The organism is Pseudoalteromonas sp. CNC9-20 (assembly GCF_022347875.1).
In the GTDB taxonomy this organism is placed as follows: Bacteria; Pseudomonadota; Gammaproteobacteria; order Enterobacterales; family Alteromonadaceae; genus Pseudoalteromonas; species Pseudoalteromonas ruthenica.
Map to the genome: position 1 here is coordinate 349831 of NZ_JAKRFS010000005.1, position 25301 is coordinate 375131.

Consider the following 25301-nt stretch of genomic DNA (forward strand, 5'->3'; position numbering starts at 1 on the left):
ATTTTAATTCGGGGTGAATGTACCGACGCCGATGTCATTGGCTTGCGGCTCGCTCGGTGCTTTGGCAAGAATGTCGCTCGGCGCGACATCGCGACGTAGATTCATTTCATCTTCAGTGCGCAGCAGTTCTCCACGCAGTGAATTAGGCAACGCTTCAGTAATACGGACATCAACAAATTGGCCGATCACAGAATGTGGGCCCTCGAAGTTAACTACGCGGTTGTTTTCGGTGCGTCCACGCAGCTCCATAGGGTTCTTTTTCGAAGGGCCTTCCACCAAAATACGCTGCTCAGTAGCAAACATATCACGGCTGATTTTCTGTGCCATTTGGTTGATGCGATCTTGTAAAATGTATAGACGCTGCTTTTTCTCGTCTTCGCTGACGTCATCCGGCAAGTCTGCTGCGGGTGTACCAGGGCGGGCACTGTAAATAAAGCTGAAGCTCATATCAAAGCCGATGTCGTTGATAAGCTTCATGGTTGCTTCAAAGTCTTCGGTGGTTTCGCCTGGGAAGCCGATAATAAAGTCTGAGCTCATGCTGATATTAGGGCGAATCTTACGCAGCTTGCGAATAGTCGACTTATATTCAATGGCCGTGTGGCCACGCTTCATTAGGTTTAACACGCGGTCTGAACCACTTTGTACTGGCAAGTGCAAGTGATCAACTAACTCAGGTACATCCGCATAGGCATCAATAATATCAGGCGTAAACTCAACAGGGTGCGAGGTCGTGTAGCGAATGCGATCAATACCATCGATAGCGGCCACATAACGCAGTAAGTCAGAAAAGTAACAGATTTCGCCATCATGCGTCTCGCCACGATATGCGTTAACGTTTTGACCCAGCAGATTCACTTCACGCACGCCTTGCTCAGCCAGTTGCGCTACTTCTAAAAGTACATCATCCAGAGGGCGGCTTACTTCTTCACCACGAGTGTAGGGCACCACGCAGAACGTGCAGTATTTTGAACAGCCTTCCATGATTGATACAAAGGCACTGGGTCCTTCCGCTTTGGGCTCTGGCAAACGGTCAAACTTTTCGATTTCAGGAAACGTGATATCAACCACTGAACCTTCTTTCGCCTGCACTTGTTGAATCATTTCAGGCAAGCGATGCAATGTTTGTGGGCCGAACACGATATCTACGAAAGGCGCGCGTTGGCGAATGGTATCACCCTCTTGTGAAGCTACGCAGCCACCAACACCGATAACTAAATCGGGGTTTTTCTCTTTGAGTAGTTTCCAGCGGCCAAGTTGATGGAATACTTTTTCTTGTGCCTTCTCACGGATTGAGCAGGTGTTAAGTAAAATGACATCCGCATCGCTGGCTTCTTCGGTCAACTGATAACCATTGGTGTCATCAAGTAGATCGGCCATTTTCTGAGAGTCATATTCATTCATCTGACAACCCCAGGTTTTTATATGCAGCTTTTTACTCATTGAGATAATGCCTCGCTTTCAATCCGGTAGATAATGCACGACAGAGCTTTGGGTTGGACTAACGGCCCGAGCTTCGCCTAAAGGACGCGTATTTTATATGCTATCGCGCTATGAGCCAAGTATAGATTTGATATTTACACTGTGACACAGGATGACATCAAAGCAACACGCTTTAGCCTGTGCTTAGACTGCCACCATTGCCTTAACTGAGTTACAATCACCGTAATATTGAAGCATTTAGAGGCAATAGGCCATGAGTGTAAAAAATGTGCTAATCGTCGGTGGCGGGATGGTCGGAGCTGCTTGTGCCATTAAGCTGGCGCAACAAGGCATGAAGGTGACGGTATTTGAGCGCCACTTTCCAGATGCCACTACTGATTTGCAAAACAGCCGTGTTGATATTCGTGTCTCAGCGATAAATCGTGCCTCCGAACGATTGCTTGATGAACTCGGAGCTATGGCGACGATTAAAGCGACGCGTAGCGCGCCGTACACTGAGTTAGAAGCTTTTGAACAGCCCAACGCGCGTTTATTATTTTCCGCTGAACAACTGGGGTTAACCCATTTAGGTCACCTCATTGAAAACAACGTGATTCAAGCAGCGTTATGGCAACAATTCTCACAGTACGATATTACAGCTATCGAAAGTGCTGAGCCAATAAGTGCGATTGACGATGACGGTGAGCAAGTAACACTGACCTTAGGGGCAAAGCAGTATCAAGGCGATCTACTCATTGCTGCCGATGGCGGGCGTTCCGCTGTACGCTCGATGTTAGGAATAGGTATTGAGGGGTGGCAATATCAGCAACATTGTATGGGCATTTTGGTTAAGCTTGATGCCCCGCAGCAGGTGCGTACTTGGCAGCAATTTCAGCGCACCGGGCCAGTGGCGTTTCTACCTATGCAGGCACCTTATGCCAACTTAATTTGGTATCATCATGGTGATCACTTAGCTCGTTTAAAGGCTTTACCAAAAGAGCAACTGAAACAAGAGATTATTACTCATTTCCCAAGCTTGCCAGGTGATTTTGATATTGAGTCTGTGGCGGTTTTTCCGCTTACCAGAGCCCATGCTCAGCGCTATGTTCAAGGACGCTGCGTGTTAATCGGGGATGCCGCTCACACCATCAACCCGTTGGCAGGGCAGGGGGTCAATCTCGGCTTTGCTGATGTAGTGGCGCTCAGCGCACAGTTACAAAATGACAACCCCATTGATATTGCATTGCAGCGTTATTGGCAAGCGCGCCGGTATGCCAACTTGGCCATGATGAGCACAATGGATGCATGTTATTGGGGGTTCTCTAATGAGAGTGGGCCATTAAAATGGGGGCGTAATCTATTTTTACGCGCGGCAAACCAGGCTGGGCCGATAAAAGATTGGGTACTAAAATACGCGATTGGTCATTAGATCAATCGCCATCTTGCAGTCGTGCCGGATTTTTTATTAAGTGAATTCTATAAATGCTTATAGGTGGTCGCGATAAGCAAGTAGTGCTTAGACTATGGTGATGTATAAAAGGTGAGATGATAAAAATGGTGCGGAAGGAGAGACTTGAACTCTCACATCCGAAGATACTGGAACCTAAATCCAGCGCGTCTACCAATTCCGCCACTTCCGCATTTTTTACTTTACCTAAAGGAACCTAATTAGAGCGCCTAATTGGAGACACTAGGCTCATTCCTCAACTTTAGGAAAGTTGGCTGGAGTACCAGGATTTGAACCTGGGAATGGCGGGATCAAAACCCGCTGCCTTACCGCTTGGCGATACTCCAGCAATCCAGGATGATTATTTTAGTTCTTATCGAGAACATGGTGCGGAAGGTGAGACTTGAACTCACACATCCGAAGATACTGGAACCTAAATCCAGCGCGTCTACCAATTCCGCCACTCCCGCATAGTGTATTTTTCATTTTCTTATTGGTAGAAAGAAAATGGTGGCTACGCCCTGATTTGAACAGGGGACCCCATCATTATGAGTGATGTGCTCTAACCAACTGAGCTACGTAGCCAATGGCTGGAGTACCAGGATTTGAACCTGGGAATGGCGGGATCAAAACCCGCTGCCTTACCGCTTGGCGATACTCCAACGAAATCTCAAATCTATTTGTGGACCAGGATTTGAATCTGGGGGTGGATGAGTGAGGGATCAAAACCTCTCTCTTCTGCCCTTACCGCTTCCACTTCGTGGCGAGGCGATACTCCAACGAAATCAAGTTTGATAATTTTAGTTCCTATCAAGAACATGGTGCGGAAGGAGAGACTTGAACTCTCACATCCGAAGATACTGGAACCTAAATCCAGCGCGTCTACCAATTCCGCCACTTCCGCAATACAATCTGGAGCATTTTGGAACTTAAGCCTAGGCTCATTCCTCAACTTCAGAAAAGTTGGCTGGAGTACCAGGATTTGAACCTGGGAATGGCGGGATCAAAACCCGCTGCCTTACCGCTTGGCGATACTCCAGCTATAGAAAATGATAATTTCAGTTCTTATCAAGAACATGGTGCGGAAGGAGAGACTTGAACTCTCACATCCGAAGATACTGGAACCTAAATCCAGCGCGTCTACCAATTCCGCCACTTCCGCAATATAATCTGGAGCATTTTGGAACTTAAGCCTAGGCTCATTCCTCAACTTCAGAAAAGTTGGCTGGAGTACCAGGATTTGAACCTGGGAATGGCGGGATCAAAACCCGCTGCCTTACCGCTTGGCGATACTCCAGCTATAGAAAATGATAATTTCAGTTCTTATCGAGAACATGGTGCGGAAGGAGAGACTTGAACTCTCACATCCGAAGATACTGGAACCTAAATCCAGCGCGTCTACCAATTCCGCCACTTCCGCATTAAGTAATTTCCATTTTCTTATTGGTAGAAAGAAAATGGTGGCTACGCCCTGATTTGAACAGGGGACCCCATCATTATGAGTGATGTGCTCTAACCAACTGAGCTACGTAGCCAACTTTTACTTGTTCATCATCGCTGATGCGGGGCGTATTATGCTGATCTGCCGAAAGCGCGTCAACACCTTTTTAGTAAAAACATAACGAGGATGAATTGTTTGCCTGAAAAACAAGCGAAGCGAATAAAAAACAGCTTCTTTTTCTCACTCACAAACAAAAAAGCCCGCTAATTAAGCGGGCCCATTGAAGCGGTGTTTATTACACGTTGAACAAGAAGTTCATCACATCGCCATCTTTAACAATGTAGTCCTTGCCTTCTTGACGCATTTTTCCGGCTTCTTTTGCGCCATTTTCGCCCTTGTATTCAATATAGTCATCAAACGCGATTGTTTGTGCACGGATAAAGCCTTTTTCGAAATCCGTATGTATTTTTCCTGCTGCTTGTGGCGCTGTTGCACCAACAGGAATCGTCCAAGCACGAACCTCTTTGACGCCCGCAGTGAAGTAAGTTTGCAGCTGTAGCAACTCGTAGCCGCCACGAATCACTCGGTTTAAGCCTGGTTCTTCAAGGCCTAAATCTTCCATAAATTCATTGCGCTCGTCTTCTTCGAGCTCTGATAGCTCGGCTTCTATGGCTGCACAAACCGGAATGACCACTGCATCTTCATTCGCAGCAATCTCGCGCACGGTTTCTAAATGCGGGTTATTTTCAAAGCCGTCTTCGTTGACATTGGCGATGTACATAGTTGGCTTAATGGTTAAGAAGTTTAAGTAATCAATGGCTGCTTTTTCTTCTTTTTCCAAGCGGAGTGAGCGCAGTGTTAAGCCTTCATCTAAATGCGCTTTTACTTTCTCAAGCACACTTATCTCGAATTTTGCGTCTTTATCGCCGCCTTTGGCTTTCTTTGCTTGACGTAGTAGCGCTTTATCAGCACTGTCCATGTCAGCCAACACAAGCTCAGTGTTGATAACTTCAATATCATCGGCAGGGTCGATTTGCCCGGCAACGTGGACAATATTGTCATTTTCAAAGCAGCGCACAACATGACCAATCGCATCGGTTTCGCGAATATTGGCGAGGAATTGGTTCCCAAGACCTTCACCTTTCGAAGCGCCTTTTACCAAACCAGCGATATCAACGAACTCCATGGTCGTAGGTAGAATACGTTGTGGGTTAACAATCTCTGCAAGCTGGTTTAAGCGTACGTCGGGTACTGGAACAACGCCTGTATTTGGCTCGATAGTACAAAAGGGGAAGTTTTGCGCTTCAATACCAGCTTTGGTAAGCGCGTTGAAAAGGGTTGATTTACCAACATTAGGCAAGCCAACAATACCACATTTAAAACCCATATTATGTATACCTGTTTGTGTTCAAGCCACGCGTCATTATGGCTTAAATGAGTGGAGTCTGTTTTGTGCTTTAAGCACACCGTCTTTCGCCAAAATATCCATGCAGCGCACAGCCTCATCAACTGCGGCGTCGATCTTCTCCTGATCAGCTTGAGGCGCCTTGCCTAATACCCAACCGGTCACTTTATCACGGTGACCTGGGTGGCCAATACCTATACGCAAACGCATAAATTCTTTGTTGTTAGCCATTTTCGCAATGATATCTTTTAGTCCGTTGTGACCGCCGTGTCCACCGCCTTTTTTTAACTTAGCGATGCCCGGTTCTAAATCCATCTCGTCATGAGCAACAAGAATATGCTCAACGGGGATTTTGTAAAAGTTAGCTAAACTGGCCACAGATTTACCACTGAGATTCATATAAGTGGTTGGAATCAGAAGCTTAAATTCGCTGTCACCGATAATAACTTTGCCGGTTAAGCCGTGATGTTTTGCGTCAGGTTTTAGAGTGCAGTTATAGCGTGCGGCCAGTTCTTCGATAAACCAGGCCCCTGCATTATGGCGGGTCTTTTGATATTCGGGGCCTGGATTAGCCAGGCCCACTAGCATTTGAATAGTATTCAAGGTGCTAACACCTTAAACCTTATTCTGCGTCGCTATCAGACGCTTCTTCTGAGTCTTCAGCTGGAGCAGCTTTGTTAGCGTTGACAGTTACAACCGCTTGGTCGTGGTCAGCGCCTTTAGCTAGTTCTACTGAAACAACACCTGCTGGTAGTTTGATCTCAGATAGGTGTAGTGAATCACCAGGAACTAGGTCAGCTACGCTTACTTCGATGAACTCAGGTAGCGCTTTAGGTAGACACGTGATTTCGATTTCAGTTAGTTGGTGAACAGCAGTTGCACCTTTTTTGCTAACTTCTTCATCACCGATGAAGTGAATTGGCACGTTAGTGTGGATCTTAGAGTTCGGGTCAACACGTTGGAAGTCTAAGTGAGTGATCTTAGGCTTGAACGGGTGACGGTGAATGTCTTTAAGAATCGCTTCAACAGACTCACCACCGATGTTCAGGGTAAGAATGTGCGTGTAGAAACCTTCGTGGTCTTGTGCTTGGTTCACTTTGTTGTGGTCAAGCGTTAGTGATACAGCGTCTTTGCCTGCACCGTAAAGGATCGCAGGAACTTTGTCTGCACGACGTAGGCGGCGGCTCGCACCAGTACCTAGCTCTGTACGTACTTCTGCATCAAATGTGTAAAAATCGTTAGACATGATGTCTCCAAATTATCAAATTAATATAGTGTAAGACCTTCGCGACCAAAGGCCTTAACCCAATTGGCAAGCGATGTAACACCACAGCCAATTAAAAAAGGCGCGCTATAGTACCACCGGCCTTGGTTAAAATAAACAGCAGAATAAAAAAAACACCGCCGAGGCGGTGTTTTCTATTTGAGCTCATCAGCGAAGCAGCTTTAGTGCTCAAACATCGCCGAAATAGATTCTTCGTTGCTAATACGACGGATGGTCTCGGCCATCATATCAGCCAAGGTTAATACCTTGATATTGTCCAAGGCTTTAAGCTCATCTGACAACGGAATTGAGTCGGTGACAATGACTTCATCAATTACTGAATTACGCAGATTTTCAGCTGCATTACCGGATAATACTGGGTGCGTGGCATAAGCAAACACGCGTTTAGCGCCATGTTCTTTTAATGCTTCAGCAGCTTTACAGAGTGTGCCGCCAGTATCAATCATGTCATCAACGATAATACAGTCACGACCTTTGACATCACCAATGATGTGCATAACCTGAGACACATTGGCTTGAGGACGACGCTTATCAATAATAGCGAGGTCTTTGTCATCAAGTAACTTCGCAATAGCACGGGCGCGAACTACGCCACCAATGTCAGGTGAGACAACGACGACGTCGTCAAAATCACGCTGAGCCATGTCTTCGATAAGTACAGGGCTGCCAAATACGTTGTCCACCGGCACATCGAAAAAGCCTTGGATTTGCTCGGCGTGGAGGTCTACCGTTAGCACACGGTCGACGCCAACACTTGATAAGAAATCAGCAACAACTTTGGCAGTGATTGGCACACGAGCAGAACGCACACGGCGATCTTGACGGGCATAACCGAAGTACGGCAGTACAGCGGTGATACGCCCAGCTGAAGCGCGGCGCAGCGCATCAACCATGACGATTAATTCCATCAGGTTGTCGTTGGTCGGCGCACAGGTAGACTGGATAATAAAAACGTCCGAGCCACGGACGTTTTCATTAATAGATACACTGATTTCACCGTCGCTAAAACGACCAACTTCGGCATCGCCTAGTTCGATATATAAACGTTTTGCAACTTTTTGAGCTAGGTCAGGCGTTGCATTACCAGCGAAGAGCTTCATGTCTGGCACGGTAGGGTTCCTCGGGCACTGAAATTTTGGACTAACATGCAAGTGAATTTGCAGGCTAACTTAAACACTTTACTTCTACATTAGTTTAAACCAAGCGCTGTATGAGCAGGAGATTGATTTAAACTTTTGGCAACAAAGCCTTGCCACTCGGTGGGCAGCTTTTCTAGAACGTCTAACGCTGCGCGTTCGCTATCGAACGCGGCGAAACAACACGCCCCAGTGCCAGTCATTCTCGACGGGGCGTATTTTAGCAACCACTGCAGTGTTTTTTCAACCTCGCTGTAGAGCTTTTTGACCAGTGCTTCACAGTCATTTCTATGCTCTGCATGCTGCCATTGCTGTGGTAGGGGGGCGCTATCTCGAGGTAAATCAGGGTGGCCAAATACCGCTGCGGTGCTTATATGCACTTGTGGATGTACTACCAAATACCAGTGTTGTGGTACATCAACCGCTTGTAATTGTTCACCAACCCCTCGCGCTAGGGCACTGCGCCCGCCTATAAACACGGGCACATCGGCACCGAGTTGAATGCCTAATTCTGCTAGCTCATCCAGGCTCAGCTTGTTGCCCCACAGTGAATTAAGAGCAAGTAGGGTTGTTGCTGCATCCGATGAACCACCGCCGACGCCGCCGCCCATAGGCAATCGCTTGTCGATATCAATATTCACTCCGCACACTTCGAGACCACGCTGCTGATAGGCTTGGCGCAAAAGTTCGCCAGCGCGGAAAATAAGGTTATCCTCGTTGGCCACGCCATTCATTGGCGCCAACTCGAGGCGTGAGTCTTGGCGTGGTTGAAAGTGCAACTCATCGCCGTGGTCAAGAAAAGTGAAAAGGGTTTCCAATTCATGATAGCCGTCATCCCGACGCCCCGTTATATGCAAAAACAAATTAAGTTTAGCCGGTGCTATCACGCTAAGTGCACAAGAGTTCATTGCAGTTGCCATTCATTAATTAATAACTTCACGCGCAGAGTATCGTGGCTCAGGGTGATACGCGTGGGTAGCCAAACGCCCTGAATAGCCTCGTAATTTTGGTAACGAATCTGCCACTGACGATTATCCGGGCTCAGCCAGCTGGCGCTACGTACGCGTTGTTGTTGATCAAACTGAGCTGACTCGGCGTCGTAGGCCGCTAACAGCCATTGTTCTGGGGTATCTAAAGGTAACAGCCAACCGCTTAAACGATACACTAAGCTCTGTGCGTTATGTCCTTGATATTGTTCGCCATCGATATCCAGCTCAACGATATAGGGGTGGCGTTTTAAGCGCAAAACGTTGGTGCCGATAAAGGTGTTTAAATCGAGGCTGTATTCATCGCCTTGTTGTTGCCAAACAAAATTAGCTGATTGCCGCTTCTGTGGTGAAATAAACGCCATTTTACCTTCACTGCGAAAGTGTTTTATTTGCTTGAGGGAGGTGCGCCAAGTGTCGCTAGGTGGTGTGGATTCCGGGATTGTTTGTACACAGCCTGTGAGAAACAAAAAAAACACCAGCAAAATCAATCGAAAGTTAATCAAATGTCTTTCCCGCCTTTCCTTATTCGCTTGATTTTCGTAAAATTATTCGCTTGAAGCAGGTTCAGACCAATGTTATTGCAAGCGATTTTCATTTAGCGTCGACGAATTCGTTTACTGCCATCGATAAAATCTGTTTGGCAGAAGCTATCCATCTATGCGCTAATTTAAAGAATGAGTAAGTATTTAATAAAATTGGTTGTTAAGCAATAGTTGTCCACCATGACCATAGTCGCACTGGGTATTAATCACAAAACAGCATCGGTTGATTTGCGCGAGAGAGTAGCCTTCTCTCCTGAACAACTTGACCGTGCACTACAGCAACTCACAATGCAAGATGAGTTTGCCGAGTCCGTGATCGTCTCGACCTGCAATCGCACTGAAATATATTGTTCACTTGAGAGCGGTACTCCGGAGCAAGTGTTGCAGTGGCTCGCGCAGTTTCACCAACTTGATAGCAAAGAACTGGCGGAAAACGTGTACAGCTTTGATCACAGCCAAGCTATCTATCATTTGATGAAGGTGGCCTGCGGTCTTGATTCATTAGTACTGGGTGAGCCGCAAATTCTTGGGCAAATAAAACAAGCGTACGCCAGCGCTAAAAAGAATGGCGGCGTTGGGGTCTTATTCGAGCGCTTATTTCAAAAAACGTTCTCTGTCGCGAAACAGGTGCGTACCGAGACGAATATTGGTGCCAGTGCGGTGTCGGTGGCCTACGCTGCAGTGAATTTAGCCAAACATATTTATGGCAAGCTAGATAACACTCGTGTGCTACTCATTGGCGCTGGTGAAACCATTGAGCTGGTTGCCAGACATATTCATCAGCACTCACCCCAATCAATGACTGTTGCCAACCGTACCATCGACCGCGCCCGAAATTTAGCCGACGAGTTCGCCGCTGGCGTGATATCCTTAGCGCAGTTGCCGGAACAATTACCACAGGCCGATATTGTCATCAGCTCAACGGCCAGTACGTTGCCCATTATCGGTAAAGGGGTGATTGAGCAGGCGCTGAAAAAGCGTAAAAACAAACCTATGTTGTTGATTGATATCGCTGTTCCACGGGATATCGAAAGCCAAGTAGCGGAGCTGGATAACGCCTATTTATATTCAGTGGATGACTTGCAAGCGATCGTCAGCGAAAATATGGCAACGCGAGAGCAAGCAGCAAAAGAAGCCGAGCAGATTATCACTGCGCGAGTCAGCGAGTTTGATAATTGGCTAAAGTCTCTCGATTCAGTGGGACTCATCCGCGATTATCGTAATGATGTGACGCAAACGAAAGAACAACTCCTTGAGCGAGCAATGGCTCAGCTAGCCAGTGGCAAAGAGCCAGAGAAAATCATGGTTGAGCTCGCGAATAAACTCACTAATCGACTGATGCATGCGCCTACTAAGGCGATTAAAGATGCGGCCGAGAAAGGCGAAGTGGGGCAGCTGGCACAAATGCAAAAAATGTTAGGAATTAATCAGGAATAACAAACACATGAAAGAGTCGGTATACCGCAAGCTAGAAACCTTAGTGGAGCGTTATGAAGAAGTTCAAGCGCTACTGAGTGATCCTGAAGTGATAGGTGATCAAGATAGGTTTCGTGCTTTATCCAAAGAATATGCAGAATTAGAAGAAGTGGCTAAAGCCTTTACCGCCTATCAGCAAGCACAAGAAGATGTGGGCACAGCACAAGAAATGCTCAAAGATTCCGATCCTGATATGCGTGAAATGGCGCAAGAAGAATACAAAGAAGCAAAAGCTCAAGTGGAGAGCTTAGAAGAGCAATTGCAAGTATTGATGTTGCCTCGCGACCCTCGTGATAACAACAATGTGTTCTTAGAAGTGCGGGCCGGTACGGGCGGTGATGAAGCGGCTATTTTCGCAGGCGATCTATTCCGTATGTACAGCCGCTATGCAGAAACTCAGAAGTGGCAAGTAGAGCTAGTCAGCGCTAACGAAGGTGAACACGGCGGTTATAAAGAGGTGATTGCCAATATCAAAGGCGACGGCGTATACGGTAAGCTAAAGTTTGAATCCGGTGCGCACCGAGTGCAGCGTGTGCCTGAGACAGAATCGCAAGGGCGTGTTCATACCTCTGCGTGTACGGTCGCGGTTATGCCTGAGATCCCAGAAGCCGAAGCCATCGAAATTAATACCGCAGATATTAAAGTGGATACCTTCCGCGCCTCAGGTGCCGGTGGACAGCACGTTAACAAAACCGACTCTGCTATTCGTATTACCCACATTCCTACAGGCGTTGTGGTTGAGTGTCAGGATGAACGTTCACAACATAAAAACCGCGCTAAAGCAATGTCGGTTCTTGCTGCTCGCTTAGAGCAAGCGGAAACAGAAAAACGTCAGGCAGAAGAGGCCAGCCAGCGTCGTAATTTGGTGGGCAGTGGCGACCGCTCAGAGCGTATTCGTACCTACAATTACCCACAAGGGCGTATTACTGACCACCGTATTAACCTTACCCTGTATCGTTTGAATGAGGTGGTTGCCGGTGATTTAGGCGCTGTGATTGACCCGCTATTGATTGAACACCAAGCCGATTTGCTTGCTGCAATGGGTGACGATTAATTGTCGAGTTCGACTATTGATGCCGTGCTGCGTAATGCAGCAACGGCGCTCGCAGACAGCAGTGAATCACCACGCCTAGATGCACAAGTATTATTATTACACGTGTTGCGTAAACCACGCTCCTACCTATTTGCTTGGGGCGATAAGGCCCTCGAAGAGCGCCAACTGCGTGAGTTTGAAAAGCTATTAAGTCAGCGTTTGCAGGGGGTGCCCGTTGCCCATTTAACGGGCACCCGCGAGTTTTGGTCCTTACCATTGGCCGTCAACAGTAGCACCTTAATACCGAGACCTGATACCGAGACGCTTGTTGAACAGGCGTTGGCGCTCGACTTACCTGAGAATGCGCAGGTTTTAGACCTCGGTACAGGCACAGGGGCAATTGCTTTGGCGCTGGCTAGTGAACGTCAGCAATGGCAGGTGCAAGGGGTTGATGCCAGTGCCGATGCCGTTACCTTAGCGATGCACAACCAACAGTCCCTCGGTATTGCAAACGTGCGCATCTATCAGAGCGATTGGTTCAGTGCTATTGCCGCCCAGCGCTTTGACCTTATTGTTAGTAACCCGCCCTATATCGATGAGAGCGACCCTCACCTGAGTGTTGGAGATGTGCGCTATGAACCTCTTAGCGCCTTGGTTGCCAAAGACAATGGCTTAGCCGATATTGACCATATCATTGCCCAAGCACGCGCTTATTTGCACCCAGGTGCAACGCTGATGTTAGAGCATGGCTTCGAGCAAGGGCAGGCTGTACGGCAACTGTTGACTAATTACGGGTACGTTAATGCGCGAACAGTGGTCGATTTAGGTCAAAATGAGCGCATCACCTTGGCTGAATACACAACTTAGGCCTATGCTTAGGGAGTGACATTGGTCGTTGATTTTTAAAAGGAACTAACATGTCCGAAGACTTTTTATTCAGTGATGAGGAAATTGAAGAAGTCGAGCAAGATAGCCTTGGAACTTGGAAAATCCTCATTGTTGATGATGAACCAGAAGTCCATGCTGTGACGAAACTCGCGCTTAGTGATTTCGAGTTCCAAGAAAAACGGCTGGAGTTTATCAGTGCCTACTCAGGCAGCGAAGCGAAGCAGCTAATTAATCAGCACCCAGATGCAGCCATTGTGCTACTCGATGTGGTTATGGAAACCGATGATGCCGGCTTGAAGGTTGCAGAGTACATCCGCCATGAAGCCAAAAACCATCATGTGCGTATTATTCTCAGAACAGGTCAGCCTGGCCAGGCGCCAGAGCGCCAAGTAATCGTTAATTACGATATCAACGATTACAAGTCGAAAACTGAACTGACAGCGCAAAAGCTGTTCACCGTAGTGATGTCCAGCCTGCGCTCGTATCGTGATATTTTAGCCATCGAGCAATCGCGCCAGGGGCTGGAAAAAATTATCACTGCTTCGCGAGATATATTTGCTTCCCACTCCATGGAAACCTTTATTCACGGAGTCATTCAGCAGCTCACTTCCTTACTCGGCTCAGTTGATAAGGCCATGTATGCGACCTCTTTAGTGGCCAGCAGTGAGCAAAAGGATGCGAAAAACTTAGTGGTTTTTGCCGGTCAGGGGGAGTTTGAACAAAGTGAGGGTAAATCTCTAGATCAAGTCCTCAGTGCAGAGCAGTTTAGCGCCTGTACACAAGCGCTCAATGAAAAAACCATTATTTATAAAGACGATTATCTGTTTGCCCATTGCTCTAGCCAATACAATAATAGCGCCTTGCTTTATATCTCCGGAGTGCCTAAAAACCTAACTACCACGCAACGACACTTGATTGAAATCTTTGCTCAGAACGTACAAATTGCGTATGAAAATGTACAGCTGCAATCGGAAATAGAAGACACTCAGCAGGAGTTGGTGTGGCGCTTAAGCGAGGCGTTAGAGCAGCGCAGTAACGAAACAGGCAATCACGTTCGCCGGGTGTCGCATATCTGCTATGAGTTGGCGCGGGGCTTGGGGTTGAGTGAGCAAGAGTGTGAACTGGTGCGCAGTGCGTCTCCTCTGCATGATGTCGGCAAAGTGGGCGTGCCTGACGCTATTTTACACAAGCCAGGGAAGCTCGATGAGAACGAATGGCAGGTGATGAAACAGCATGCGCAAAAAGGTTACACTATTTTAGCTAATTCTAAACGGCCCTTAGTACAAGCAGGAGCCACGATTGCTCAAGAGCATCATGAGTGGTGGGATGGCAGTGGCTATCCACAAGGTAAAAAAGGCCAAGATATTCACGTGTTTGGCCGCATAGTGGCGTTGGCAGATGTCTATGATGCCTTACGTCATCGGCGCAGTTACAAAGAACCTTGGGGTAAAGCCGAAGTCGTGGAAGAAATTCAACGCTTACGCGGGACCCAGTTTGAGCCCAAGCTCGTAGATGTATTTATTGAAAAACTAGACACGCTAGAAACAATTCTAGCGCGCTACCCAGATTAAGGAATGGTATGGATTATATTGCGCTAAAACACACCCATGTGTTGTTTGTAGTCTTGAGTGTGGTGCTTTTTTACACCCGCGCTTTCTCACGTATCGGTGGTGGTAAAATTGCTGCGAATAAAGCAGTATTTATATCCAGCCATATTGTTGACACCTTGCTGTTACTGAGTGCGATTGCGCTGCTTGTGGTGGCCAGTATCAACCCCCTTGCAGTGCCATGGCTATGGCAAAAAATTATTTTAGTGGTCGCTTACATTGTTATCGGTTTTAAGCTGCTTAAAGCGCCTACACAAGGCCAAAAATGGTTATGGTTAGGGGGTAATACCCTCGTGCTTTTAGCGATTGGCTACTTGGCTGGGTCGAAATCTGGCTTCTTTAGCTAACAATTAACCACTAAAAACTGCCGAAATTGGTATATCTTCACGATCCTAGGTAAACTAGCGCTCAGTTTTTTTAGCTCGTGAGATATACCCTATTCTATGTCTGATGTGTGGTTAGATGACCAATTCGATCTAGAGCACAGCTACAGTGTCAGTGCCATCACTCAATGTATTCAAGCTGAAGCTCGGTGGCATGCACAAGCTAATGTTGATGATGCCTTTGCTCAACTCAAACAGTTACAACAAGCCGCCAGCGAGGTGTATGCGCGTTACAGCGATAAACACCAAGCGCTTGATGCTATCGTTGATTGTTTTTACAGTGACTGGAGCTTCAGTGGCACGCAACAAGAGATGCCAGAGTATCGCCTAAACAGTGTTTATTTTACCTTGCTATACCGCACAGGTAACAGCCTATCATTGGCGATTGTACTGCAAGCCATTTTAGAACATTGTCGCTTTAACGCCGATATTGCACTGATTGATCAAAGTGTTATGGTGCAGGTGTCGTTTAGTGCACAGGAATACTACCTCATAGAACCCGCCTCTGGGCAACAGATATGGCATTTGCAGCCTGAAAACGCGGAAACTGATAATGAGACATTACCTGAGATGGTGTTCGATGAAGAGGCATATAAGCTGTATCTGGCGCATCAAAAATGGGCTTTTATCGGTGCTGAACGTTTTGGCGACGCGCTTGCCTGTGTGGAATTACTGATTGAACTACTCGGTGATGATCCCTATGAGCGGCGCGACAGAGGGTACTTGCTCAACCAAATTGACCGACCAGAACTGGCCAAGGCTGATTTACGTTTTTTTGTCGATGAATGTCCCGACGATCCAGCCATTGAGCTAGTCCGTCATCAAATTGACGAGCTGGATAACAATAACAACACACTCCATTAGGGTAAGGATTTTTTATGGCTCAACCTCATGAGGCTCTGATCACCAACGATGCGGTGGTGATGGGCATGCTCGCCGTGATCCTCGGCGTTATATTTAAAACGGCACATAGCCAGCATCGTTTCTGGCAAAAGTTTTATAAGTATGTTCCCGCGCTTTTACTGTGCTACTTTTTACCGTCGTTGCTTAATACTTTTGGCATCGTTGACGGCCACAGTTCCAATGTTTACTACGTTGCTTCGCGGTTTTTGCTACCTGCATGTTTGATATTATTAACCATTAGCATAGATTTAAGAGCGATTATTAATCTCGGCCCTAAGGCGCTGATTATGTTTTTAACCGGCACCGTGGGCATTGTGATTGGCGGGCCTTTAGCTATTTTAGTGATGAGTGCCATCTACCCTGAAGCGGTTGGCGGTCATGGCCCTGATGCCGTGTGGCGGGGAATGACGACAATTGCCGGCAGCTGGATTGGTGGCGGAGCTAACCAAGCATCAATGAAAGAGATGTTCGAGGTTGGCGGCGATATTTTCTCGGCAATGGTGACTGTGGATGTGATTGTTGCCAATCTATGGATGGCGGTACTGTTGCTAATGGCCGGTAATCACAAAGCCATAGATGCGAAAACGGGTGCCGACACCACTGCCATTGAGGATTTGAAAAAGCGGGTCGAAGCCTACCATGCAGAGCATGCGCGTATGCCCACACTGAATGACTACATGACCATTATCGCCATCGCGTTTGGTATTACCGGTTTTGCTCATTTTTGCGGTGATCTGTTAGCCCCGTACTTTAACCAATTTGCATGGGCTCAGGAATACAGCCTAAATAGTAAGTTTTTCTGGCTCATCGTTATTTCGACTACCATAGGCATTAGCTTGTCTTTTACTCGGGTACGCCATATTGAGGCTTTTGGAGCGTCAAAGGTGGCCTCAAGCTTCCTCTATATTTTGGTTGCATCCATCGGCTTACACATGAATATTACCGCCATTTTAGACAGCCCGTTGTATTTCGTAGTGGGTGCTATTTGGATGCTTACCCATGCCAGCTTGATGCTGATTGTCGCGAAACTGATCAAAGCGCCGTTGTTCTACATGGCGGTGGGTTCGCAAGCCAATGTCGGTGGCGCCGCATCAGCGCCGGTGGTGGCATCAGCCTTTCACCCCTCCTTGGCTCCGGTGGGCGTACTACTGGCGGTGTTAGGTTACGGTGTGGGTACTTACATGGCTTATATTTGTGGCTTGATTATGCAATCAGTCGCCCCTTAAGGAAATGACAATGACGATTGAAAAGTTAACTATCGGTGCCATTGAGTTGGCAAACAAAAACCCCTTCGTGCTGTTTGGTGGTATGAACGTACTCGAATCTCGCGATTTGGCGATGCGTATCGCAGAGCACTATGTGGAGGTCACGAATAAACTCAATATTCCTTATGTATTTAAGGCCTCATTTGACAAAGCAAATCGGTCGTCTATTTCCTCATATCGTGGTCCGGGTATGGAAGAAGGGCTGAAGATTTTTGAAGAGATTAAGCGTACTTTTGATATTCCATTGATTACCGATGTGCATGAACCCTATCAGGCTGCCCCTGTTGCTGAGGTCGTGGATGTTATTCAGCTCCCGGCATTTTTAGCACGGCAGACGGATTTGGTAACGGCCATGGCGAAAACTGGCAACGTTGTAAACGTCAAAAAGCCACAGTTTTTAGCCCCTCATGAGATGCGCCATATCATCAATAAGTTTGCCGAAGCGGGTAACGAGCAAGTGGCTTTGTGTGAGCGAGGAACTAGTTTCGGCTATAACAACTTAGTGGTTGATATGCTCGGCATGGATGATATGAAAGCCATGGCACCGGTTATTTTTGATGCCACTCATGCGCTACAACGCCCGGGTGGACGCAGTGACAGTGCCGACGGTCGCCGTGCTCAAGCGGCTGAATTGGCGCGCAGTGGTATGGCTCTTGGCATTGCTGGACTATTCATTGAAGCTCACCCAAATCCTAACGAAGCTAAATGTGATGGCCCATGTGCACTGCCATTGGCGAAACTGGAAGGGTACCTGACACAAATGAAAGCCATTGATGATTTGGTAAAGAGCTTCCCGGCGCTTGATACCAGTGCCAGCGATTTAGATTAACGTCTTAGTTTGTATTGCGTTTTTCAGAGCCAGCGTGTTGCGCTGGCTTTTTTGTTAATAAGTGTTTTTCATATACTTGGGAAAAATCGTCGAAGTATTCACTTAACCAATTACTTTGGTGTTGCCGGTACGACTCACTGGGTAAAATATGGTCGCGGATAATAGGGTTAATACGGTTGATAAAGGTCGTAGCAAAGTCATTATCAGCGCGCTTGGCACAGCCGATGGCACCAAACACGAGGCTTTCTTGGTTATTGGCTATGGGTAAAGTGACAAGCTGAGCGTCATGATGACGGTTATAGTAAGTGGCGATAAAGGGATAGTCGATGCCGAAGTCGATGCGTTCGTTGACTAACATATCGCCTAACACCGAGGCCTGATCGGCACCACGGTAATTAAGCGTCACCGCTTGATTATTTTGTACTCGCGATTTGATTTGCTCAATCCATGGGCTGTATTTCCGTCCGGCACCTTGTCCATAGCGCAAACCTTTATCGTTTAAGAGCGAATAAAGGCGCACGGGGCTGCCATGTTTTTCGGTTATAGAGCGCTGTTTCTGTGCTGTGGTGACGATACCCATTGGCGGATAAACGCTGGTGCGCGTAGAGAATGTCACTAAAGGGTGATTGTCGCGTTTGATTAGGCAGGGCACACATACATTTTTGCCTTGTTCAAAATAACTCTTTAAGCGCATTTGCGGTAAATGAATGGAGTCATGTTTTAAATCCGGAGTCCGGGCGATAATCTCATCAACGATATCATCGCAAATGCCTGAATCAGAGCTGCTGGCGGGCATGGAAAATGGCGGCGCATTAATGCGTAACCAAGTCACATCGTAGTCATTGGCAAAAGCTGGAAAAGCAACACTTAGTAGCAAATATAGAAACTTCATAAAAGCAGATTATGACGTTTTTACTTATTAGTCTAGAGGGAGACGTTCTGTTGCTTTACCGAGCAGTGATTTTGGGCCGTGTTCTTAATCTGTCTTTTATCAAGTTTATTGTCTGCACCTAATCTAATGTTATACTTTACCCACATAAAAAAAACTAATCGTTAGTTATGGCTCGGCGACTCCCCCCTCTAAATTCTCTAAAGGCTTTTGAAGCAGCGGCAAGGCACTTAAGCTTTACCAAAGCAGCAGAAGAGCTGTATGTAACTCAAGCAGCCGTAAGCCACCAGATCAAAACCCTAGAAGAGCATTTAGGGTTGAAATTATTTTTGCGAAAAAATCGCTCCTTGCTATTAACTGAAGAGGGGCAAGGGTACTTTCTCGATATTAAAGAGATTTTTGCACAATTAGTGGATGCTACAGAAAAACTGTTAGCGCGTGGAGCCAAAGGGTCGTTAACGGTGAGCCTGACTCCAAGCTTTGCGATTCAGTGGTTGGTGCCTCGGTTAAGTTTGTTTAACGAGTTACACCCAGAGATCGATGTGCGTATTAAAGCGCAAGACCAGGACGACAATTCACTTCAAGATGATGTTGATATTGCTATCTATTATGGTCGCGGTCATTGGAGTGGCGTGGAAACTCATAAGTTGCACACCGAATACTTGGTGCCTTTGTGTAGCCCTATGCTATTGAACGGCCCTAAGCCGCTGAACGAGCCACAAGATTTGCAGTACCACACACTGTTGCACGATACCACGCGCCGACCATGGAAGTTATGGATGAAAACCGCTGGAGTACGCAATGTGCAAGTTAACCAAGGGCCGATATTCTCGCACTCGTCGATGGCGATGCAGGCTGCTGCCCACGGTCAAGGTGTGGCGCTTGGCAACTTGGTGCTGGCGAAACCAGAAATTGATGCGGGGCGATTAATTGTGCCGTTTAATCATACCTTAGAAAGTAAAAACGCTTACTACCTAGTCTTTCGTGAGTCGCAATCTGAGCTCGGTAAAATCGTCTCATTTAAAGAGTGGATGCTAGGATTAGTTGAAAAAGAACAGGAGCAGCTTTAATGCAGTGGATTGAAGCGCAATCGCCGATTGCCCAGTTTATTTTTGCCCACGGTGCAGGGGCAGGCAGTGACAGTGACTTTATGCAGCAAATGGCAGCGAACATGGCCGCTTTGGGTGTGAGCGTGGGGTTATTCGATTTTCCATACATGCAGCGTGCTAAGCAAGAGAACAAACGCCGACCACCGGAAAAAGCCGATAAGCTGTTAGCCAGCTTTAACGAACACCTTGAGCAGCGTCGCTCAGGTTTGCCGCTGTTTATTGGCGGCAAATCCATGGGCGGGCGCATGGCCAGTATGTTGGTTGCTAAGCACCCAAGTGATGTCCAAGGCGTGATTGCCTTCGGGTATCCGTTCCACCCGCCAGGAAAAAAAGACAAACTGCGCGTCGCTCATTTTGCCGATATCAAAGTACCTTTTTGTGTGCTGCAAGGAGAGCGCGACACTTTTGGCAAGCAATCAGAGTTGCTCGAGCTTGTCGATACACGTCCTGCTCAGCTCCATTGGTTAGAAGATGGCGATCATTCTTTGGTGCCGCGCAAAAAAAGTGGCTTTACCCAACAACAGCAATGGCAAAAGGCAGCGGAGCTCGCCGTGAGCTTTATCAAGGAGCATCTATGAGTCAGTTATTTCTTATTAGTGGAGCGCTTTTCGCGGGGCTCAGTGTTATACTTGGCGCCTTTGCTGCCCATGGCTTAAAAAGTCGCTTATCGGAGTACGCGATTGGCGTTTTCCAAACGGGTGTTGAATACCAAATGTATCATGCCCTAGGGTTGATTTTGCTCGGCATATTGGCCAAGTTTGGTGTCAACCTTACCATTAGCGGCTACTTTATGATCGCCGGCATTGTGCTCTTTAGTGGCAGCTTGTATGCCTTAGCCCTAACAAATATCAAGTGGTTTGGGCCGATTACTCCGATCGGGGGCCTGTGCTTTATTATCGCTTGGGCCGCCATGATCATTAAACTGTTACAAATGAAATAAGTCACCACCATGTCCTGTATTGTTATTTATTGTCGCGCTGGTTTCGAAAATGATGCCGCCGCAGAAATCACCCACCATGCCAGTCAACATGGCGTCGGCGGCTATGTAAAAGCCAAGCCAAACTCGGCATTGGTGGTGTATCACTGCTACAGCCATGATGAAGCGGAATACCTGCTTAAGAAAATTCCATTTAAAGATATGGTGTTTGCTCGGCAATGGTTTGTCGGCAAGCAAATAGCGCGTATGCCTATCGATGACCGTGTTACCAGCTTATGTGAAGCGGCCAAGGAGTTTCCATTATGTGGCGAACTGCGCGTGGAAACCTGTGACACCAACGACGGCAAAGAGCTCTCTAAGTTTTGTAAAAAAATTAGCACGCCACTGGCGAAAGGGTTAGAGAAACAAGAAACCTTACTGCGCCAGCAAGTGAAAAACCGACCGATATTACACGTGTTATTTATCGCCAGTGACACAGCTTATGTGGGCTATTCGTTTAGTTTTAATAATTCAGCACTGTATATGGGGATCCCCCGTTTACGTTATCCGAAAGATGCACCGAGCCGTTCAACGTTGAAACTAGACGAGGCCTTTATGGTGTTCGTCCCAGAAGACGAACAAGAAGACAGGGTGCGCTCCGGAATGAAAGCGGTCGATTTAGGCGCCTGTCCTGGCGGCTGGACCTATCAACTAGTGCGCCGAGGAATGTTTGTGCAAGCCATTGATAATGGCCCTATGGACCAAGCGTTAATGGAAAGCGGACAAGTGAAGCATTACCGCGAGGATGGCTTTAAGTTCCGCCCAGAGCGTCGCAACATCGATTGGTTAGTATGTGACATGGTAGAAAAACCCAGCCGTGTTACCGAGCTTATGATTGATTGGGCGGTGAATGGCTTCGCCAAAGAGCTCATCTTTAACTTGAAACTGCCAATGAAGAAACGCTTTGACTGTGTATATGAAAATATGCAGCGCATTGATCAAGAGTTGCGCGAGTATGGAGTGAAGTTTAACTTACAGGCTAAGCACTTATACCATGACCGCGAAGAGGTGACGGTGCATGTACAGGTGTTGCGCGTGCCGCAAAACGTCTATAGCTAGTCAACAAAAGCCGGGCAATAACCCGGCTTTAATCTTTACCTCTCGGTTGGTTGTGCCTGTCGCTTCAATACCCATGCCAGCACCATACTAGCAGCAATAATACCGAGTAAATCGGCGCTTAAATCGGCTAAATCAAATGTACGCGTGGCAATAAACGCTTGGCTTATCTCTTCAATCAGCGCCAATGCAAACACCAAAAGAGCGCCCCAATACACCTTCACTTTACCGTAAAGCGGCATTGCTCTCGCGCCGAGCGCAAGCGTAGCTAACAGTGTAAAAGTCGCAAAAAGCACCAAGTGGCCAAGTTTGTCGCCGTAAGGTATCGCTGCGACCCATTGGAAGAAAAGGCTGTTTTGGCCGCTATTGGCCAAATAAATAATCCAGCCCAAGAATGCGGCAAAGGCTATTGCCGCAACAACAAATACAGCAGTGAAGTTCGGCTTTATCACAAGCTACGATACTGGCTGCGATAATTTTCTACCCATAATTTCGTGGCACCACAGACCGCCACAGGCATGATGATCATATTCAAAATAGGCACCGCAGCACATATCATCACTCCGGCACCAAAGCCGTAAGACAAGCCTTGGTGGGCTTTAAGGTCGCGTTTCATATCCTTGAAGCTGACCTTGTGATTATCAAACGCATAATCTTTATATTGCACCGCAAACATCCAACAGGTGAACAGGGCCCAAATGATCTGTCCGATCACCGGTAAAAACCACATGAGGATGAAAAAGCCAAGGGCGCGAGGTAAGTAGTAGCATAGCTTAGTCCACTCTCGCCCAAGCATACGTGGCACATCGCGCATGGTATCGAGTAAGCCATCATCGTTAATGCGCTGCCCGGTTAAGTGCATCTCCACTTTTTCCGAGAGAATGCCGTTGAACGGCGCGGCAATAAAGTTAGTGATCACCGTGAACACCATAGAGTAGCTAAATAGCAGCACCAATATAGCCAATGGCCATAAAATAAATTCCAGCCAAGTCAGCCATTCCGGCAACTGTGCATTGAGCCAGGCAAACGCATCGGTGAGCCAGCCATAGATAAAGAATAAAGACGTGCCGAAAATCACTAAGTTGATCAACAGCGGGATAAGAACGAAGCGCTTTAGGCCTTTTTGGGTGATCAGCGTAAAGCCACTAAAAAAGTATTCAAAACCACGACCTAACTGCATGGCATACCTCTACTATTTGGATCTCGATGGTTCCGCAGTATAACTAAGGCGTAAACAAATAACAGACTCTATTCATGCTTTGTTGCAAAAAGGCCCAACTTGAGTTGGGCCATGGCCATTATTTATTTTCTTCTAGTTGCTGGGTGTCTTGGCGTTCACGAAAGCCGCCCGCTTTATCATCGCTCAGCTTAGGCGTGCCATCTTCGGCGCGCGAGGCTTGGTTCACCTTGAGTATGTTTTCTGCGTGCTGGAGGTCGGCTGTATTGGAAAAACCAGCGATGGTCTCACGGCCTTTTAAGAAGCCATCTATTTCATCAACGATGGTATTGAGCTCTTGCTCGTTTTTCTCCATGGTCATGACATAGCGCGGCATTTCCACATTGTCGCTACCACTACTGGCAAAGGTGCTAGTGTGGATACGTGAGCTAACAATCCATGGCGTGATTGATGATTTAACAATGACATTTTCACTGCGAGTGGAATCGTGAATGGACATACCGGTTGAGATCTTAGACTCAGTAAAGGTGCCTTCCGTTTTCATATACAGCAGCAGCGAACTAAAGCGCAACTCGGCCCAAAATACATGGCTAAAGTTCTCCAGCATACGTCCGATGGTGCTGAATATTTGCCAGAAGAAAAAGCCACTGAGTAACGTCACCACCAATGCTGATAACTGCCCAAGCCACTGCTGCATTGCAGCACCGTCGCCTCGTTCGGCACTGCGCACAAAGCTGTCTACGTTGTCCCATGACTGGGCTAGAAAGTCGTACAAGCCCTGAACTTTTGCGGCCAAAGCAAACAACAAGCAGGCGCCGATGACCACGCAAAGCTGCGCCGCGATGGTGCTAAATAAGCGCGTCGCTTTGAACCCTTGCGGCGCTGGAGTTGGCGTGAACTCAGGCTGAGTTTCGATTAACAGCTCACCACGAAAATCGCCTTTGCCCTGCGACTGCTCATTCAGCGTGGGATCAAAGTCAATGTAGGTGCGGTTGGGGATCTCTCGATAGCGTCGATTGGCCAGCACGATATTTTCAATGTTGATAAAAATTTCATTTGGGTGCACCGACTCTTGTAAATTGGCGCGATATTCGCTCACTTCCGTTTGCGCGTTGCTTTGCTGCGCTCTCGTCGTCAACAAGTAAAACAGCGCGATACTGGCTATGGCACCCAGTGCCAATAAGGTGATAAGGCTAGGCCAGGCAGAAAAGCTAACGACTTGCTCGGTCACACTTTGCCATTGCTGCAACTCATGGGCTGAGGGAGCAAATACATGATGATAAATAAGACCGATGACCACCGGGAAAATCACCGAAAAGGCGATGACTTTCGCCAATGATGCAGCCCCCACATCTTTGAGCTGTTTAACGCGTTTAAGACTGACGGCCTTGGCTGCACTGCGCCAACATAGCAGTAGGTAGACTAAAATAAGCGCTGAAAAAATAGGAATAATAATATGGCCCGCTTTACCGGCAAGCCCAGAAGAAGACACAAAATACGTCAATGCGAAGGCAATAAGCGCGAGTACTGTCTGCAACAACACCGCGACAATTTCTTGTGCGACATTACGCATTGGATAAGGTAAAAACACCAGCTTTGGCATAATCGAATGCACCAAGCGGCCAACCCAACCTTTGGGTTCGCTAAACGTGGTGTTTTTGCGGCCCATCAGCATCGACTCTAGGGTTTTTGCGCTGTAGGCTAACGATCCCTTTCGGCGCTCCAACTCTGCATTTTCTTGTTCGCTTTTAGTGAGGTTTAGCGCCAAGGAGCTAGGCACAGAACGACCCACAAAAAACTTAAACAACTGGAACAAGCCACTGCCACAGCGCTGTAACCCCATAATCAACAGCACAAGGCCAAAGCCGGCGTAGATCCAAGCCGCGACCAAGTTGTGCTCGGTGAGGGTGGTTACTTTAAAGAGGCTATACAGGCCTAATAGGGCGATACATAGGCCGCCGATGGAGCGAATTAACCCCTCCGCTTTAAAGGGGTTGGTTATGCCTAAGCCTTTTGAACCAAAATCATACGCCATAAGGGTTCCTT

The 25301-nt window shown here is 47.4% G+C and carries 24 protein-coding genes and 11 tRNA genes; 13 read left to right on the plus strand and 22 right to left on the minus strand.

What is annotated here, in order from left to right; all coding sequences use genetic code 11:
• Positions 1 to 3: 3 nt before the first annotated feature.
• Complete coding sequence (miaB, locus tag MHM89_RS14245; protein WP_239409075.1) at positions 4 to 1440, minus strand: tRNA (N6-isopentenyl adenosine(37)-C2)-methylthiotransferase MiaB; 1437 nt, start codon at positions 1438 to 1440, stop codon at positions 4 to 6.
• Positions 1441 to 1693: 253 nt separating this feature from the next.
• On the opposite strand from miaB, the gene MHM89_RS14250 reads away from it, so the two are divergent.
• Positions 1694 to 2848, plus strand: a complete 1155-nt coding sequence (locus tag MHM89_RS14250; RefSeq protein WP_239409076.1) for an FAD-dependent oxidoreductase — start codon at positions 1694 to 1696, stop codon at positions 2846 to 2848.
• A gap of 126 nt (positions 2849 to 2974) precedes the next feature.
• Here the strand turns inward: MHM89_RS14250 and MHM89_RS14255 are convergent.
• The 17 genes from MHM89_RS14255 to lolB form a co-directional block, all read right to left on the minus strand.
• Positions 2975 to 3059, minus strand: a tRNA-Leu gene (locus MHM89_RS14255).
• Between the two features lie 79 nt (positions 3060 to 3138).
• Positions 3139 to 3213: transfer RNA gene (locus tag MHM89_RS14260), tRNA-Gln, on the minus strand.
• 38 nt (positions 3214 to 3251) lie between these two features.
• A tRNA-Leu gene (locus MHM89_RS14265) sits at positions 3252 to 3336 on the minus strand.
• Between the two features lie 38 nt (positions 3337 to 3374).
• Positions 3375 to 3451: transfer RNA gene (locus tag MHM89_RS14270), tRNA-Met, on the minus strand.
• A 2-nt stretch (positions 3452 to 3453) separates the two neighbouring features.
• A tRNA-Gln gene (locus MHM89_RS14275) sits at positions 3454 to 3528 on the minus strand.
• 157 nt (positions 3529 to 3685) lie between these two features.
• Positions 3686 to 3770: transfer RNA gene (locus MHM89_RS14280), tRNA-Leu, on the minus strand.
• A 60-nt stretch (positions 3771 to 3830) separates the two neighbouring features.
• Positions 3831 to 3905, minus strand: a tRNA-Gln gene (locus tag MHM89_RS14285).
• Between the two features lie 38 nt (positions 3906 to 3943).
• Positions 3944 to 4028: transfer RNA gene (locus tag MHM89_RS14290), tRNA-Leu, on the minus strand.
• Between the two features lie 60 nt (positions 4029 to 4088).
• Positions 4089 to 4163, minus strand: a tRNA-Gln gene (locus tag MHM89_RS14295).
• Positions 4164 to 4201: 38 nt separating this feature from the next.
• Positions 4202 to 4286 (minus strand) — tRNA-Leu (locus MHM89_RS14300).
• Between the two features lie 38 nt (positions 4287 to 4324).
• Positions 4325 to 4401 (minus strand) — tRNA-Met (locus MHM89_RS14305).
• A 201-nt stretch (positions 4402 to 4602) separates the two neighbouring features.
• Positions 4603 to 5694, minus strand: coding sequence for a redox-regulated ATPase YchF (gene ychF / locus MHM89_RS14310; RefSeq protein ID WP_239409077.1), 1092 nt, complete (start codon positions 5692 to 5694; stop codon positions 4603 to 4605).
• Positions 5695 to 5730: 36 nt separating this feature from the next.
• The gene (gene pth / locus MHM89_RS14315; RefSeq protein WP_022944683.1) at positions 5731 to 6315 is read right to left on the minus strand and encodes an aminoacyl-tRNA hydrolase; all 585 of its coding nucleotides are present in this window, start codon (positions 6313 to 6315) and stop codon (positions 5731 to 5733) included.
• A gap of 19 nt (positions 6316 to 6334) precedes the next feature.
• Positions 6335 to 6958 carry a 50S ribosomal protein L25/general stress protein Ctc gene (locus MHM89_RS14320; RefSeq protein ID WP_022944684.1) on the minus strand — a complete coding sequence of 208 codons (624 nt, stop codon included), beginning with the start codon at positions 6956 to 6958 and terminating at the stop codon, positions 6335 to 6337.
• 200 nt (positions 6959 to 7158) lie between these two features.
• Entirely contained in the window at positions 7159 to 8106 is a 948-nt protein-coding gene (locus MHM89_RS14325; RefSeq protein ID WP_022944685.1) for a ribose-phosphate pyrophosphokinase, read from the minus strand.
• An 80-nt stretch (positions 8107 to 8186) separates the two neighbouring features.
• Positions 8187 to 9041, minus strand: coding sequence for a 4-(cytidine 5'-diphospho)-2-C-methyl-D-erythritol kinase (gene ispE, locus MHM89_RS14330; protein WP_138547607.1), 855 nt, complete (start codon positions 9039 to 9041; stop codon positions 8187 to 8189).
• The gene (gene lolB / locus MHM89_RS14335; protein ID WP_151172459.1) at positions 9038 to 9625 is read right to left on the minus strand and encodes a lipoprotein insertase outer membrane protein LolB; all 588 of its coding nucleotides are present in this window, start codon (positions 9623 to 9625) and stop codon (positions 9038 to 9040) included. The genes ispE and lolB overlap by 4 nt, the downstream gene beginning before the upstream one ends.
• Before the next feature lie 219 nt (positions 9626 to 9844).
• Here lolB and hemA point away from each other — a divergent pair, with 219 nt between their 5' ends.
• The 8 genes from hemA to kdsA all read left to right on the plus strand — a co-directional run bounded on the left by hemA (position 9845) and on the right by kdsA (position 18048).
• Positions 9845 to 11101, plus strand: coding sequence for a glutamyl-tRNA reductase (hemA, locus tag MHM89_RS14340; protein ID WP_045979735.1), 1257 nt, complete (start codon positions 9845 to 9847; stop codon positions 11099 to 11101).
• A 7-nt stretch (positions 11102 to 11108) separates the two neighbouring features.
• Positions 11109 to 12194: a peptide chain release factor 1 gene (prfA, locus tag MHM89_RS14345; protein ID WP_138547608.1), complete on the plus strand. Its 1086-nt coding sequence runs from the start codon at positions 11109 to 11111 to the stop codon at positions 12192 to 12194.
• Positions 12195 to 13040 (plus strand): peptide chain release factor N(5)-glutamine methyltransferase, encoded by an 846-nt coding sequence (prmC, locus tag MHM89_RS14350; RefSeq protein ID WP_022944690.1) that lies wholly within the window; start codon positions 12195 to 12197, stop codon positions 13038 to 13040.
• A gap of 50 nt (positions 13041 to 13090) precedes the next feature.
• Positions 13091 to 14632: a response regulator gene (locus MHM89_RS14355; RefSeq protein WP_045979732.1), complete on the plus strand. Its 1542-nt coding sequence runs from the start codon at positions 13091 to 13093 to the stop codon at positions 14630 to 14632.
• Between the two features lie 8 nt (positions 14633 to 14640).
• Positions 14641 to 15015: a SirB2 family protein gene (locus MHM89_RS14360; RefSeq protein ID WP_239409078.1), complete on the plus strand. Its 375-nt coding sequence runs from the start codon at positions 14641 to 14643 to the stop codon at positions 15013 to 15015.
• A 96-nt stretch (positions 15016 to 15111) separates the two neighbouring features.
• Positions 15112 to 15915 (plus strand): tetratricopeptide repeat protein, encoded by an 804-nt coding sequence (locus MHM89_RS14365; RefSeq protein WP_022944693.1) that lies wholly within the window; start codon positions 15112 to 15114, stop codon positions 15913 to 15915.
• A 14-nt stretch (positions 15916 to 15929) separates the two neighbouring features.
• Positions 15930 to 17180: a DUF819 family protein gene (locus MHM89_RS14370; RefSeq protein WP_138547611.1), complete on the plus strand. Its 1251-nt coding sequence runs from the start codon at positions 15930 to 15932 to the stop codon at positions 17178 to 17180.
• Between the two features lie 10 nt (positions 17181 to 17190).
• Complete coding sequence (gene kdsA, locus MHM89_RS14375; protein WP_239409079.1) at positions 17191 to 18048, plus strand: 3-deoxy-8-phosphooctulonate synthase; 858 nt, start codon at positions 17191 to 17193, stop codon at positions 18046 to 18048.
• A gap of 4 nt (positions 18049 to 18052) precedes the next feature.
• Here the strand turns inward: kdsA and MHM89_RS14380 are convergent, their stop codons facing one another.
• A complete protein-coding gene (locus MHM89_RS14380; RefSeq protein ID WP_239409080.1) occupies positions 18053 to 18940 on the minus strand; it encodes a hypothetical protein in 888 nt (295 codons plus the stop codon).
• A 167-nt stretch (positions 18941 to 19107) separates the two neighbouring features.
• Here MHM89_RS14380 and MHM89_RS14385 point away from each other — a divergent pair, with 167 nt between their 5' ends.
• The 4 genes from MHM89_RS14385 to rlmM are packed head-to-tail and all read left to right on the plus strand — an operon-like array spanning position 19108 to position 22081.
• A complete protein-coding gene (locus tag MHM89_RS14385) occupies positions 19108 to 20007 on the plus strand; it encodes a transcriptional regulator GcvA (protein WP_022944697.1) in 900 nt (299 codons plus the stop codon).
• Positions 20007 to 20624: an alpha/beta fold hydrolase gene (locus tag MHM89_RS14390; RefSeq protein WP_138547614.1), complete on the plus strand. Its 618-nt coding sequence runs from the start codon at positions 20007 to 20009 to the stop codon at positions 20622 to 20624. The genes MHM89_RS14385 and MHM89_RS14390 overlap by 1 nt, the downstream gene beginning before the upstream one ends.
• A complete protein-coding gene (locus MHM89_RS14395; RefSeq protein ID WP_239409081.1) occupies positions 20621 to 20986 on the plus strand; it encodes a DUF423 domain-containing protein in 366 nt (121 codons plus the stop codon). The genes MHM89_RS14390 and MHM89_RS14395 overlap by 4 nt, the downstream gene beginning before the upstream one ends.
• Before the next feature lie 9 nt (positions 20987 to 20995).
• The gene (rlmM, locus tag MHM89_RS14400) at positions 20996 to 22081 is read left to right on the plus strand and encodes a 23S rRNA (cytidine(2498)-2'-O)-methyltransferase RlmM (protein ID WP_053911877.1); all 1086 of its coding nucleotides are present in this window, start codon (positions 20996 to 20998) and stop codon (positions 22079 to 22081) included.
• A gap of 35 nt (positions 22082 to 22116) precedes the next feature.
• Here the strand turns inward: rlmM and MHM89_RS14405 are convergent, their stop codons facing one another.
• The 3 genes from MHM89_RS14405 to MHM89_RS14415 all read right to left on the minus strand — a co-directional run bounded on the left by MHM89_RS14405 (position 22117) and on the right by MHM89_RS14415 (position 25290).
• The gene (locus MHM89_RS14405; protein ID WP_239409082.1) at positions 22117 to 22530 is read right to left on the minus strand and encodes a VanZ family protein; all 414 of its coding nucleotides are present in this window, start codon (positions 22528 to 22530) and stop codon (positions 22117 to 22119) included.
• Complete coding sequence (gene cysZ, locus MHM89_RS14410) at positions 22527 to 23258, minus strand: sulfate transporter CysZ (protein ID WP_053911878.1); 732 nt, start codon at positions 23256 to 23258, stop codon at positions 22527 to 22529. Before cysZ ends, MHM89_RS14405 begins: the two co-directional genes overlap by 4 nt.
• Positions 23259 to 23376: 118 nt before the next feature.
• Complete coding sequence (locus MHM89_RS14415; RefSeq protein WP_138547615.1) at positions 23377 to 25290, minus strand: hypothetical protein; 1914 nt, start codon at positions 25288 to 25290, stop codon at positions 23377 to 23379.
• Positions 25291 to 25301 lie beyond the last annotated feature (11 nt).